The sequence below is a fragment of the Runella zeae DSM 19591 genome (assembly GCF_000423565.1).
Lineage (GTDB): Bacteria > Bacteroidota > Bacteroidia > Cytophagales > Spirosomataceae > Runella > Runella zeae.
In genome coordinates this window covers 114088-127310 of record NZ_AUIF01000032.1, presented here as the reverse complement: position 1 = coordinate 127310, position 13223 = coordinate 114088, and the positions used below count along the sequence as shown (strand labels likewise).

Sequence of the window (13223 nt, the reverse complement as noted above, 5' to 3'; positions counted from 1 at the left end):
AAAAACTTACTAAAAGTTAGGATAAATGCTCGGAAAAATGGTAAGGAATCAAGAGTGAAAAGAAAGTGGTTTGGGATGCGTCTTCTGAGGTGGCTTGGATGCTGCTTCCGTGAAGTTTGGCAATACGCTCCACCAACGACAACCCCACGCCATAGCCTTTGATGGTAGCGGTATTGTCGCTGCGATAAAAAGGCTGAAATATATAAGGTAAGTCTTTGGGCGAAATCACAATGCCTGTATTGGTAAAACGAACCTCAATCAAGTTTTCTTTGGGAAATACATCTACTACTACTTGATGATTGGGCGAAAACTTGCAGCCATTTTCCATGAGATTAACAATGGCAGTTTTCATCAAATGATGATTGGCTTTGACGATAAGCTGATTGTCGTCTTCAATCGTGCTCAAAAACTGTACTTGTACTTGGTAGCTAGGCTCTGCCTTGAGGAGAAGCTCACGCGCTTCCCAGACGATTTCGTCGATACGAACATCGGTATAAATCAAAGTACGATTTTGGTCATTGACTTTGGCTAGCTCCAGGAGGGTTTCGGAGAGTTGGCCTAAATCACGGATATCTTCTCTGACTGATAGGAGTGTTTGCTGATATTCGGCTTCGCTCCGGTCTTTAAGAAGAGCTACATCGAGCTGCGCTCCCATACGCATGAGGGGATTTTTGAGCTCGTGCGATACATTCGAAATAAATAAATTTTGGAGTCTAAATACTTCGCCGATGCGGTCGAGGAGGGTATTGAAGGTGCTGGTGAGTTGGCCGATTTCGTCCTTAGGATTTTGAACGGAGAGACGTTGGTCAATCAATTTGGGATAAATCTGGTTGACTTGTCCGATTGCATTAGAAATGGGTTTCATGGCTTGGCCGGCAAAATACCACCCTGCCATCACAACAAGGCCGATTAATCCAAAATACATTCCTGTCAAAATTCGAAAAAGGCTTTTGAGTTCTTCTTGACCAGATTTGTCTTCAGCTCCTGCTACACATACTACTCTATTGAAGCGGTCGGTGTATAAGATGCCAATAATTTTGGCGTTGTCTTCCGAAAACTGAACTTCTTTTTCAAGCCTAATTTCATCAAGGATTTCGGGGGTAATATGATAATACAATGATTCATTGCTGGTATAAAGTTCATTGTTGGCATGGTCATAAATCGTCAGATTTTCATTGTACAAAACGTCGTAGTTGGTCTTATCGATTTTGCGAAGTAGCTTTGAATCTACCCCTTCCACCTTTACCAGCAATTCACAGGTAGTGATGGCTTTGTGACGGAGCCTTTTGTAAAACTCCTGCTCTACATAATTGAGCCTCAGCAAATACACTGTTACGAAAGCCACGAGCATGATAGCCGAGACTAGTAGCGCAAATTGCAGAGTGAGTTTGGTACGTATTTGCATCGATTATTCTTGTTTGAGTACGTACCCTACGCCATAATGAGTATGGATAAGTTTGACTTTAAAATCTTTGTCAATTTTTTTACGTAAAAGCGTAATATATACTTCAATGATATTTGTACCTGTATCGAATCGTATATCCCATACTTTTTCGGCAATATCCACTTTCGACAATACTCTTTCTGAATTACGTAGCAAATACTCCAGTAAGGCGTATTCTTTACCAGTGAGATCGATGCGCTGATTTTCTCTAAAAACCTCGCGGGTGGTGAGGTTCATCTCTAAGTCGGCGTAGCGTAACACATTGACCGAGATAGGCTCCGAGTGGATGCGTTTGGTGACGACCCTGATACGGGCCAATAATTCTAGAAAATCAAAAGGTTTAACTAAATAATCGTCGGCACCAGCATCAAATCCGATGAGTTTTTCTTCTAAAGCCCCCAAAGCTGTAAGCATAATAAAGGGTGTTTGAACCCCTTCTTGACGGAGTTCTTGGCAAAGTTGTACGCCGTTGATACCCGGAATGATAATATCGGACACAATGACGTTGTATTCATTTTTACGAGCCAAGTGCTTTCCAATAAGTCCGTCGTAAGCAATATCTACCTCACAGCCATTCTCTTCCAACCCTTTTCGCAGAGATTGAATAATTTTAATATCGTCTTCAATCAATAAAATTTTCATACTATCTAAGGCTTAATAAGGAGCTTCAACGCCAAAAATAAGGGAGAATGGCGATAGTTAGGTAATAAAATAGAGAAGTTTTGAGCTTTTTAAAATTGTTCTTAAACCACAAATCTGTATAAGACAATCTCGCTTTTTAGAGTATATGCAAAATAGTCTCCTTATTTTATTACAAGTGTTTCTAAGAAAAAAGTAATTACGACTAAGCAAAGAGTGGAGCCTCCGAAAATCCTGTAAAAGAGTAGGAAACATTTTTTCTTTAGTTTTATGAAACCAGATTTGAAAGAAGCATATCAGTATATGCACTTAATGAGTCGCCAAGAACGCTTGGAGTTGTCAAAAGAAATTATTCGCCAAAAACCTGAGTTTTTACAGGTTATTAAACCTAAATGGTGGTGGTTTAAGCCTTGTGAGGTAAATGTTCTTTTAGTAGCTGACGGTAGTTTAAATTTTGAAGAAGAAGGATTTGGGCTTTCTGAATTCATTACGGCATTCAATAAACTTGAGCAGCAAAGCTTATGGAATGTAAACTATAAAGTGACCGTGGCACATAGAGGAGGAGTTACACCTTTTAATCCCAATCCCGTTATTGTAAATCGGTTGGCTAATTTTAACTTTGATTCAAGCGTAGTACTCAATCAATTTGATCAAGTGTGGCTGTTTGGGATTAATTCTGGGGTTTCTCTTACCGCTGCGGAGGTTGCCAAACTAGAGAATTACATGAATGGAGGTGGTGGACTATTTGCAACAGGGGACCATGGGACTTTGGGTAGTGCTTTATGCAGTCAAATTCCGAGGGTAAAAGATATGAGGTATTGGACTGATTTTGGGGCGGGCGAAGTAAGTATGGGAGGAATTCGAAGAAATGACACTAACAGACCTAGTGCTGGGCAGTCTATATCTACTTCTTTTAATAATCAATCTGATAATATTCCTCAAAATATTGCTGTCAGAACATTTGGCAGTGGAATGCCTCATCCTTTGTTATCAATTAGACAGAGTCTTAGACCTTCTGGGATTATTGATATTATGCCAGATCACCCTCACGAAGGAGAGTGTACACATGAAAGGGTATTTACTGTAACAAACCCTGTAAGTGGCCAATCACAAAATGTTTCTACTCAAATCATCGCAACCTCGTTTGTGTTAGGTGGAAGTACGGCTGCTGGTAAAAATCCGACAGACCCGCATTGTTTTCCTTCAATTAGTGTTTTTGACGGCAGGGTTGCCAATATAGGCAGAATCGTTGTTGACTCTACGTGGCACCATTTTGTGAATATCAATCTCACAGGAATCGGCGGTGGAGTTGGACTAAATGACGATGACTTTGATGTAGTGTTGCAATATTATATGAACATTTCAAAATGGATTACTCGCAAAAAAACAATGTTTTGTTGGTGGAAATGGATATTGGTAAAACTTCTGAGAGAGTCTCAACTGATTGAAGCAAGCCTTAATTTCCCCAATCAAAAATTGAGTGAGATAAAGCTAGCGGATTTAAATAGCATAGGAAAACTAGCCAAGGAAATAATTGCTGATAATCTGACTCCTGCTTTTGCCGAAGAGTTTACGATTCAGATGTTGGAGCAAGTATTGCCTAATCTTGCCAATAAGTTGGATGTATGGCGGCCCGATGCTAAATCTAGTAAGGGGGAGTATGTAGATAGGTGGATTAGCTACGACAATCTAGTTGGGACTGCTATTGGAGCGGGCTTTATTGCATTGCGAGATGCTTACTTAGAGGAGTTTATCAATGATAAATTTAGTGAAAACTCATTTGAAAATTTGACATCAGTATTTAGTAGAGGGGTCAAAATGGGTATCGACTTATCGCTGAAGGATTTAGATAAAGAGTATCGGTTATTTATGCAATAGTTTTATAAGGGATATAAGCTAATAAAATCAGAAGGGTTTATAGAAAGTAGAGTGCTTTCTATGAACCCTTATTGAGTTTAATATCAAATTGCTGTAAGCTTTTTTGTATTAATAACTTTCCAGATAACATCTATTTAGATTTAGCGTTTCTTCTGTGAGGGAACCAAAGCCTTTCAGAATGGTGTTGTCCCCAAGTGTTTCATTGAGTAAAAACCTAAAAAGTCATCTTACGAATGAAAAAACTCGTGATGTTGATAAGTGTAGGGGCCTTGTTGCTGATTGCGCTTGTTGGATTTCAAAAAATAGATTCTCCTTTTTATCTCTCACTTACACCTGCCGATTCTACTAATGATAGTACTTCGGTTTATTTCAAACACCAGATAGTATCTCTTCCTGAGTGGCAAACATTGTATGATTCTTTACACTTGCGAGAGGCGGGTTTATCGTTAGAGGGGTTTCGTTTTGCATGGAATGGTTTTCAAAAAGCTAAATTTGAAAAACCAGTTTTAGCGATTGCTGATTTTAGCCAATCGTCGCGTCAAAAGCGTCTCTACGTCATTGATATCAAAGCCCGCAAGCTTATTTATAATACTTATGTGGCTCATGGCCGTAATTCGGGTGAAGAATACGCCCGCAAATTTTCCAATCAAAACTCCTCTTATCAGTCTAGTCTTGGATTTTATCGCGCATTGACTACCTATCAAGGAAAGCACGGTCTCTCGCTCCGATTGCAAGGGCTCGAAGAAAACATCAATCACCGTGCCTACGAGAGAGCCATTGTGATGCATGGCGCCGATTACGTAAGTGAGGAGTTTATCCGTCGTACTGGTAGGCTCGGTCGTAGCCAAGGGTGCCCAGCGGTGTCGGTAGCCGATACTCCTAAGTTGATTTCATTGTTGTCAAACGGGGCGGGTCTTTTTCTGTATTATCCTGATATCGCCTATCTCAAAAAATCAAAGATGATAGGAATGTTCAGAAATGATTCTTAGCTCCATTTACGTTCCCACTGATACACGTCTTTGAAAAACACAAGCTGCCCATTTTCGTTGACATCTGCACCAAGATATAGTATAAAGACCGGGATTCTCTTTTTAAGAGGGTTGGACTGAGGCTCTTTATGAGTTTGTGGCTCATTAATAAAATCTTCTTTCAACCAATCCTTTCCGGCTAAGAAGTTGGCAAGTTGGGCCGGGTTTTGAAGTCTTACACATCCGTGACTACGCCAACGTTGGGTACTATCAAATAGAGTGCGGGCATTGGTATCGTGCAAATAAATCGCCAACGGATTTTTGATGTTTACTTTCATGAGTCCTAGAGAATTTCCTTCGCCATTTTCTTGACGAAAACGATATGGGAAATTATCGGGGGTCATATCATCCCAGTCAACGTCGTCATTATCTACTACTTCACCCTCTTTATTGATAACCTCAATGCTGTTGCGAGCTAGATAGTCGGCATTTTGCTTGATTTTTGGTAAAATCTCTTTGAGTGCAATATTTTTCGGAACATTCCAATAAGGATACATGATCACATTGGTGGCATAAGTATCTATACCGGGAGTAGGTGAGGAGGTTTTGCCTACTACCACGCGCATTCCTATCTGTTGATTACCACTCGCATCCAATCCTTTAAGATAAGCCCCGCGCGTATTGACAATCACTAAGCGGTCGGCATCTTGAGACTGACGATTTATCCAGCGATACGCATTCAGCGACTCCGCTACGATAGCTGCACTATCGGTTTGACCTTGGTCTATGAGGCGACGGTAATGTTGTTTGAGTTGAGTGTAAGAAGGAAAAGACGGTTCAAGAGAAGGCAAAACTTTTTCCGCATTTTTTCCTTTTTTATCGACCAAAGCCCAGCCAATTTCGCGGATGTGGGTAGAATCAATGGGTTTTACTTTGGCTGTATAGCGAACATATTGAGGTTTATGACCATAACTAATTTCTTCCAATAGTCCCCAAGCACTTTTGTTTTTGAGAGAAGAAGTATCTATGCCGATTTGTGAACTATAATCCGCAATACGGCGGTAGGTGTCGGGTGTTTCTAATTCTTTGGTAAGATTTTCGTCCGTTTTTTCAATAGGTTTACAACCGTAGAATCCTACTAAAACAACCCAAACTAAAGCAACTTGAATGACGGTTTTCATAAAAAATAGAAGTAGTACGCTTCTATTGCTTAAAATTGTCGTGCCATACAGTATGCTTTTTATAATCGCCTCATCCCAAGGAGTATATATTACGAGAAATCTAAAACAGAAGAGCGACGTTGAAGAAGTAATGGGGCGACAATTGCCCAAAAATCAGCAGAAGAGTAGCAAAAACGCAGGGAGCGTTCAAAACGCTCCCTGCGTTATAAGCGGACAAAGTGCTCCTTGCGTTTATACATTTAAAGCAGCGAAATATTTTTTGAGCCAAGTGTTTTGGGCTTGGGCTTTCCAGCGCTTCATCCATTGCGCTTTGGTAGCTACTGTATTATCAAAAACGATAGAATCGGGGAGAATATCGCCCGCAGAGATTGCAGCTTTGATTTGCGAAACAGGCACTGTCTGAAGATTATTGTCATCGTCGAGATACGCCAGCGAACGGTCAAAAAAATCAATCCTCCATTGTCCCCCAATTTCTTGCATCCACCTTGTGGATTTATCAATCGAACATCCGCTTGGTAGCTCTTTAGCCTCATCGACGGCAATAACCACAAATCGGTTTAAAAATATCTTGCCTGAGGCTGTGAGTGCTAAACCGTGGGCTTCCCAACCATCGAGAGCTGCGATGAGGGTCTCGGTAAGGGTACTAACCTCATCGTGAGTCAACGAGCGATTGGCTTGGTAAATCCAGACGCGGGCTTCAAAATCTATTTCGTCAAAAGGAAGATACATAGCTATAATGTTTAGATTTTAAAAATTGCCACTGATTGAGAGCAGCAAAATACATAAAGTGGATAGTAGCTTATCCGAATTTATACGCTATTAACTTAAACTTTGTTCGACTAGTTCCGCTAGGTCATAGACTTTGACTGTGTCTTCTTTTTCTTTGTTTTTGATACCATCACTCATCATAACCATACAAAAAGGACAGCCTACGGCAACCGTAGTAGCACCTGTTTCTAGGGCTTCTTCAATGCGTTCGATGTTGATGTCTTTTTTTCCTTTTTCTGGTTCTTTAAACATCTGAGCTCCGCCAGCTCCGCAGCAGAGGCCTTTGACTTTGGCGCGTTTCATCTCTACCAAATCCACATCAAGTGCTTCGAGTACGGCGCGAGGAGCTTCATAGACGTCGTTGGCTCGGCCCAAATAACATGAATCTTGGAAGGTGATTTTGCGACCTTTAAAATCCCCGCCTCCTTCTATTTTGATTTTGCCCGCATTGATAAGTTGTTGTAAAAACTCTGAGTGATGCAGTACTTCATAATGACCTCCCAAAGCGGGGTATTCGTTTTTGAGGGTATTGAAACAATGAGGACAAGCCGTGACGATTTTTTTGACCCCATACATATCCAATACTTGGACATTGGCAACGGCTTGCATTTGAAACAAAAACTCATTGCCAGCCCGGCGGGCGGGGTCGCCTGTGCAAGATTCTTCGGTGCCTAGAACCGCAAATTTAATACCGACCTTATCTAAAATTTTGACGAAAGCGACAGTGACTTTTTTGTATCGGTCGTCGAAAGAGCCCGCACAACCGACCCAAAACAAAATTTCGGGAGTTTCGCCGTTGGCAGCCATTTCGGCCATAGTTGGAACTTTTATTTCACTCATGGTTGATTCTTAGATTTTGATGAAAATTGGAGGTACTTCTATCTTTTTAAATACTTTTGACCACCGACAAGATAAAGCAGGCTCATGATAACAATACCCGCCACAAAAATAAGGGGAAGAGCAATCTGAGCAGAATCCGTGTTCCAATAATTCATTGCGATTCCGATGGATATCGACCAAATACCCATCACAATGAGCCATTTTCCTGCCCATTTGGCTAAGCCTGGTTTATTTTCGGTCGTAGATTCATCGAAGTTTGAAAGTAGCCAAATAGCCTGTTTTTGCCAAATATACCACCCCAACACTATCAATAAGATTCCTATCAGTACAAAGGTTATCATCATTTATAGATTATATGTTGCAAAATCCACAATTTTATGAAAAACACAAAACCATTTGGGATGGTTGATTACATTTGCTACGAAAAATAGTTCAACCATCAAACGAAACGTACAACTAGCCTTGAAAAGTGTATATAAATCTCATCCTTGGCATGGTATTCCATTGGGCGATAATGCTCCTCATACCGTAACTGCCTTTATCGAAATCGTACCTACTGATACCGTAAAATACGAAATTGACAAAACGACGGGCTATCTTAAAATAGACCGTCCCCAGAAATATTCTAACATCGTTCCGGCTTTATACGGCTTTGTACCCAAGACTTATTGCGGTGATGCTATTGCCGATTATGCGCGTCAGCAATCGGGGCGTGCTGACATCAAAGAAGGTGACGGTGACCCGCTCGACATCTGCGTACTTTGTGAAAGTACCATTCCCCACGGTGACCTTATTTGTCAGGCAATTCCAATTGGGGGACTGCGTCTCATTGACAAAGGGGAAGCCGATGATAAAATCATCGCAGTGCTGAAAGACGACTTGTTGTATAGCAAATACAAAGACATTACTGAGCTGCCTCAGAGCGTTGTAAATCGCCTTCAACATTACTTCTTGACTTACAAAAACTTGCCAGGTGAGCCAATGACTTGCGAAATTGCCAATGTATACGGGCGCGAAGAAGCTCATCAGGTAATCCGTCATTCGGTGACTGATTATTTAAATAACTTCGGGATGCTCTAGGGCATCGCTCTGTTTGACAGTGACTTATTTGTTGATTTTAAGTCTAATTTGAAAATTAACAAATAAGTCGCGTCATGGAAACAATTGCTGCCTACGTCAGAGAAATCTATTCTTCCAAAGATTTTGTTGTTACAATCAACGAACTTCTTGGCAAAACGCCCCCCAAAACAGAAGTGCTTGATTTTTCTTTGGACTGCTTGATGGTTTGCTTAACCAAGCAAATGACTCATCCTGTTGGTAAAACCATCACCTCCAATAAAATATTAACGGCCAAGGTTCCTACCCTAGAAGCAGAGCTTTTGTCAGATGCTGCTTATCTTTCACATATCGCCTTGAAAGGTGACCAACTTTTAGGGCAGCTCTTACCTAGTCAAAAAAGCTCCATTGTCAATCTTCTGGTGATGCATACCAACGTACGTCGCGCACCTGCTTCGTTTTTATTAGGAGTCCTTACATACGTTTTGGTGTCGAAAATGCAAGTTTTATTTGCCCTCAGTACGCCTGAGTTACTTGAATACAGTTTCTTTTAAAAATTTTTCACTTTCTGAGACTACACTTTGGAGGTCTTTGGAAGTAAAATGTGACGCAATGACGTGAGCGCCCGTATTGGGCAAAGCCAGTTGACGTTTTTGATTGGTAGGAACACCAAGTTCTTCAAATGCTTCTTGCATTGCCGCTACCGATACCACTTTATCTTGGTTATTCTCATCTTTATAATAATACAAAATCAAAGTAGGCACTTTGATTTTGCCAAAAAGCTCGGGAGTAGCTATTGCATCCATGCTTTGTTGGAGGGTCATTAGACCATTGGTGTGGTGCGATGTAAGCCAATATTGGGCTCTTTCGGGTTCTAAATGTGTATAATTGAGGTGAGAGCCCGCAAAAAGTGCTAATAGCTGCTGCCCCCAAGGGCCGGTAATCATTCCCAAACCATTTACTTTGAAACATGGCGAATAAAGCAAGAGCGCTTTGATTTCAGGGTGATAAGCCGCCAAGTAGCTACTCAGCAATCCTCCTGCTGAGCATCCTATCAAAATCACACTATCGCCTAGGGCTTTACCTACCGCTAGAGCATGTTTGGCTCCCGCCAGAAAATTTTCGGGAGTCAGGTTTTTGAATGCATCCGGGTCTTTGAGTCCAGCGTCTTTGAGGCGAGCCAAGTAGAGATTACAGCCATATTTTTGAGCCAACTGCCGATGCACAGGGTCTCCCTCCGCCCAACTTGCGCCAAATCCATGAATATATACAATACTATAGCGGGTCTTTTGTTTTTTGGCGGTGTCAGCCCAGATGATACGCGCTTCGTTGTCGGGTTTAAGAGGGAAAGAAGCTTCCGAATTTTGAATTGATTTTTCGAGTTTAAGCAAATCAGAAGTAACTAGCGGTAGCGTAGGGGATAAAATAGCTTTGGGTGGACGTGGGCCAACCAAGTAAACCAAAAAAAGACTCACAAGGACAATTGCAGTCCATTTCAAAAATTTTTTCATAGGGCTTAGGCAAGGGAGGAGAATCTCCACAAATGTAAAGAAAGCATTAGTTTTTCCTCAAAAACTACTTTAAATAAAAGTTAATATTCTGATTCGAACCCTAATCTCCTCTTTATGCGCCGTTTTTCTATCTACTTGTTTTTGATATGGTCACATACACTTTTTGCCCAGAATGGGATACCCCTTCCTGAGCATCCTCGTCCCGACTGGCAGCGTGCCAATTGGCTCAACCTCAACGGCGATTGGTCTTTTAAGTTTGACAAAGATGATGTAGGTCTCAAACAAGGCTGGGCCAAGGGAAATCAAGCATTTCCGCTTACCATCAAAGTGCCTTTTCCGTGGGGTGCGCCTCTGTCGGGCGTGAAAGATGAAGCCGATATAGCGTGGTATCAGCGAAGCATTACGATTCCGAAAGCTTGGAAAGGGCAGCGGGTGTTTGTAGTAATAGGAGCGAGCGATTATAAAACAACGGTGTGGTTTGACGGTAAAGAACTAGGAACTTTTGAAGGAGGATATGTGCCTTTTGAGTTTGAACTGCCCACCGCCAAAGCAGGCTCTCCGCAGAAGTTGGTGATTCGGGTTGATGACAAACGCCGAGAATATGCCCTTTATGGAAAGCAAGGATACGGCAATGCGCGAGGAATTTGGCAAACGATTTACTTGGAAGCCCGTGCAAAAGACTATTTAGAAACCCTGCATTTTGCGCCCGATATCGACAATAGTAAAGTAAAAGTAACGGCTACTTTACCAAAGCCTGCTTCTCAAGACCTTGCCTTAAAACTGAATATTGCAGGTGTACGTGATGCCAACGGTACTGCTCAGACCATCGCCAAAGGGCAGAGTGAGCTAAGCTTTGAGGTTTCACTACCCAATTTCAAACTTTGGACTTTAGAGAATCCGTTTTTGTACGAGGTAGAAGCCGAACTCGGAGGCGATAAAATCAATACGTATTTTGGGATGCGTAAAATATCGGTGGTCAATCTGCCGGGCACCAATTATCCGTATGTAGCCCTCAACAATCAGCCGATTTATCTTCAACTTACCCTTGACCAATCGTACCATCCAGAAGGGTTTTATACTTTTCCAACGGATGAATTCATGCGCAACGAAATCAAACTAGCCAAGGATATTGGTCTCAACGGCATTAGAACCCACATCAAAATCGACGTACCACGGAAGTTGTATTGGGCTGATAGATTGGGGGTGCTGGTAATGTCGGATTTGCCCAATTTCTGGGGCCAACCCAATGCCGAAGCGCGTGCTGAATCAGAGCGAGTTTTGCCACAACTCATCAAAAGAGATTTCAATCACCCCGCCATTTTTTCTTGGATTGTTTTTAATGAAACATGGGGGCTTCGTACCAAAGTAGAAGAAAATGGCAAAAAAGTAGATAAGTATTTGCCCGAAACTCAAGCATGGGTAGCGAGTATGTACCGCAAAGCCAAAACCCTTGACCCTACGCGCTTGGTAGAAGACAATTCTATCTGCTGCGGGGCGGGGCATACCGAAACCGACATCAATTCTTGGCATGAATATTTACCAGGCTATGGTTGGGAAGAATACCTCAAAAATCTTACTTCCAAAACTTTTCCAGGTTCTGAATTTAATTTTGAAAAAGGATATAAAGCAGGAAATCAGCCCAATATGAATTCAGAATTTGGCAATGTATGGGGCTATGAAGGAAGTAGCGGCGATGTCGATTGGACATGGGACTACCACCGTGCTATCAATGCGTTTCGGAAGTTTCCGTTGGTGTCGGGGTGGCTTTATACGGAGCATCATGATGTTATCAACGAGTGGAACGGCTATTGGAAATACGACCGTACCAAGAAATTTACGGGCTTGGAAGCCTTCGTGCCGGGCATGAGTTTGAAGGATTTACACGCTGATATCTATGTGACTACGGGGCAGGATATTTCGCACAGTGTACGCCCCACCGAAGTAGTACAAGTACCGCTGACGATTTCGTCGATGACGGGGCGCACGGATGTCGGGAACGAGCTTACCCTTAAAGTAGAACTAAATGGCTGGGATGCTACGGGGCAAGAACGTAATTGGCAGTCGTTTACTCAAAAGATTCCGTACAAGCCGTGGATGCAGCAGGCATTGTCGCCCGTGTACGTGATTATGCCCGCCGAAAAAGCCGTGGCCGTTTTGGCTTTGACTTTGCTAGATGCAAAAGGCAATATCGTGAGCCGCAATTTTAATACTTACATCATCGAAAAACCGATGCCGACCGAAGTGCCAACGCCTGGAGGAAATCAACTCAGGATGCTATCCATTGAGCCTAAGTCTTTTAGTGACGCCAAATGGTCTTTGAAACAATGGAATGTGTTGGACGGCTTGAAAGTAAATGGGGCAGGGACAGGGTATTTTGAATATCGTATCAAATGGCCAACGGATTTGAAACTCGACAATGTCATGGGGGCGTCGTTTATGATGGAAGCATCGGCCAAGCAACTTTTTGGGAAAGACAAAAAAGAAGGAGCCAAAATCGCCGATAACTATATGCTCGGAGGAGGTACTTTCGACAATAGCCTCAATCCCAATGCTTACCCTATGACCGATGAGACCAAGTTCCCGAGCGAAGTGGCCTTTAGTTTCAATGGCGTTGCAGCGGGAAAATTGTCTATTCCCGACGACCCTGCCGACCACCGTGGGGTATTGTCGTGGCATTATCAACCCCAAGACAAAAAACTGCGAGAAGCGGGAAGTTATGGCTACAAATTGGTGGTGTCGGTACCCAATGAAGCGATTCAAAAAGCAACCCAAACAGGCGAACTCGTGTTGCGATTGGCCGTAGAAGGTACGGGAGGCTTGGCCATTTATAGCGATAAGTTTGGGATGTATCCTTTTAATCCTACGGTGATTGTAAAAGTGAAATAATTTTTTGGAGTATTTTACCAATTGAGAGGAGCGGGGTTTTGATCTCGTTCCT

General features: G+C 42.2%; 12 protein-coding genes. 5 read left to right on the top strand and 7 right to left on the bottom strand.

Features of this window, described 5'->3' with window-relative positions:
- Positions 1-16: 16 nt before the first annotated feature.
- Together G563_RS34055 and G563_RS0108775 are read right to left on the bottom strand one after the other, a co-directional pair.
- Complete coding sequence (locus G563_RS34055; protein ID WP_037326230.1) at positions 17-1405, bottom strand: sensor histidine kinase; 1389 nt, start codon at positions 1403-1405, stop codon at positions 17-19.
- 3 nt (positions 1406-1408) lie between these two features.
- Positions 1409-2086, bottom strand: a complete 678-nt coding sequence (locus tag G563_RS0108775) for a response regulator (protein ID WP_028665002.1) — start codon at positions 2084-2086, stop codon at positions 1409-1411.
- A gap of 267 nt (positions 2087-2353) precedes the next feature.
- On the opposite strand from G563_RS0108775, the gene G563_RS36840 reads away from it, so the two are divergent.
- Entirely contained in the window at positions 2354-3961 is a 1608-nt protein-coding gene (locus G563_RS36840) for a hypothetical protein (RefSeq protein WP_051210839.1), read from the top strand.
- A 233-nt stretch (positions 3962-4194) separates the two neighbouring features.
- The gene (locus G563_RS0108765; protein ID WP_028665001.1) at positions 4195-4950 is read left to right on the top strand and encodes a murein L,D-transpeptidase catalytic domain family protein; all 756 of its coding nucleotides are present in this window, start codon (positions 4195-4197) and stop codon (positions 4948-4950) included.
- On the opposite strand, the gene G563_RS0108760 is transcribed toward G563_RS0108765, so the two are convergent.
- The 4 genes from G563_RS0108760 to G563_RS0108745 all read right to left on the bottom strand — a co-directional run bounded on the left by G563_RS0108760 (position 4947) and on the right by G563_RS0108745 (position 8062).
- On the bottom strand, positions 4947-6110 hold the full coding sequence (locus tag G563_RS0108760; RefSeq protein WP_028665000.1) for a L,D-transpeptidase family protein: 1164 nt from the start codon (positions 6108-6110) through the stop codon (positions 4947-4949). The two genes, G563_RS0108765 and G563_RS0108760, sit on opposite strands and share 4 nt — an antisense overlap.
- A 231-nt stretch (positions 6111-6341) precedes the next feature.
- A complete protein-coding gene (locus tag G563_RS0108755) occupies positions 6342-6839 on the bottom strand; it encodes a hypothetical protein (protein WP_028664999.1) in 498 nt (165 codons plus the stop codon).
- A gap of 90 nt (positions 6840-6929) precedes the next feature.
- Entirely contained in the window at positions 6930-7718 is a 789-nt protein-coding gene (locus tag G563_RS0108750) for a (Fe-S)-binding protein (RefSeq protein WP_028664998.1), read from the bottom strand.
- A gap of 38 nt (positions 7719-7756) precedes the next feature.
- Complete coding sequence (locus G563_RS0108745; protein WP_028664997.1) at positions 7757-8062, bottom strand: DUF3784 domain-containing protein; 306 nt, start codon at positions 8060-8062, stop codon at positions 7757-7759.
- Positions 8063-8180: 118 nt separating this feature from the next.
- On the opposite strand from G563_RS0108745, the gene G563_RS0108740 reads away from it, so the two are divergent.
- Complete coding sequence (locus G563_RS0108740) at positions 8181-8798, top strand: inorganic pyrophosphatase (RefSeq protein WP_028664996.1); 618 nt, start codon at positions 8181-8183, stop codon at positions 8796-8798.
- Between the two features lie 74 nt (positions 8799-8872).
- Entirely contained in the window at positions 8873-9328 is a 456-nt protein-coding gene (locus G563_RS0108735; RefSeq protein ID WP_028664995.1) for a hypothetical protein, read from the top strand.
- Here G563_RS0108735 and G563_RS0108730 read toward each other — a convergent pair.
- Positions 9305-10285, bottom strand: a complete 981-nt coding sequence (locus tag G563_RS0108730; RefSeq protein ID WP_028664994.1) for an alpha/beta hydrolase — start codon at positions 10283-10285, stop codon at positions 9305-9307. The genes G563_RS0108735 and G563_RS0108730 overlap by 24 nt on opposite strands.
- Positions 10286-10399: 114 nt before the next feature.
- Between G563_RS0108730 and G563_RS0108725 the strand changes: the two genes are divergently transcribed.
- Positions 10400-13171, top strand: coding sequence for a glycoside hydrolase family 2 protein (locus tag G563_RS0108725; protein WP_028664993.1), 2772 nt, complete (start codon positions 10400-10402; stop codon positions 13169-13171).
- Positions 13172-13223: the final 52 nt, after the last annotated feature.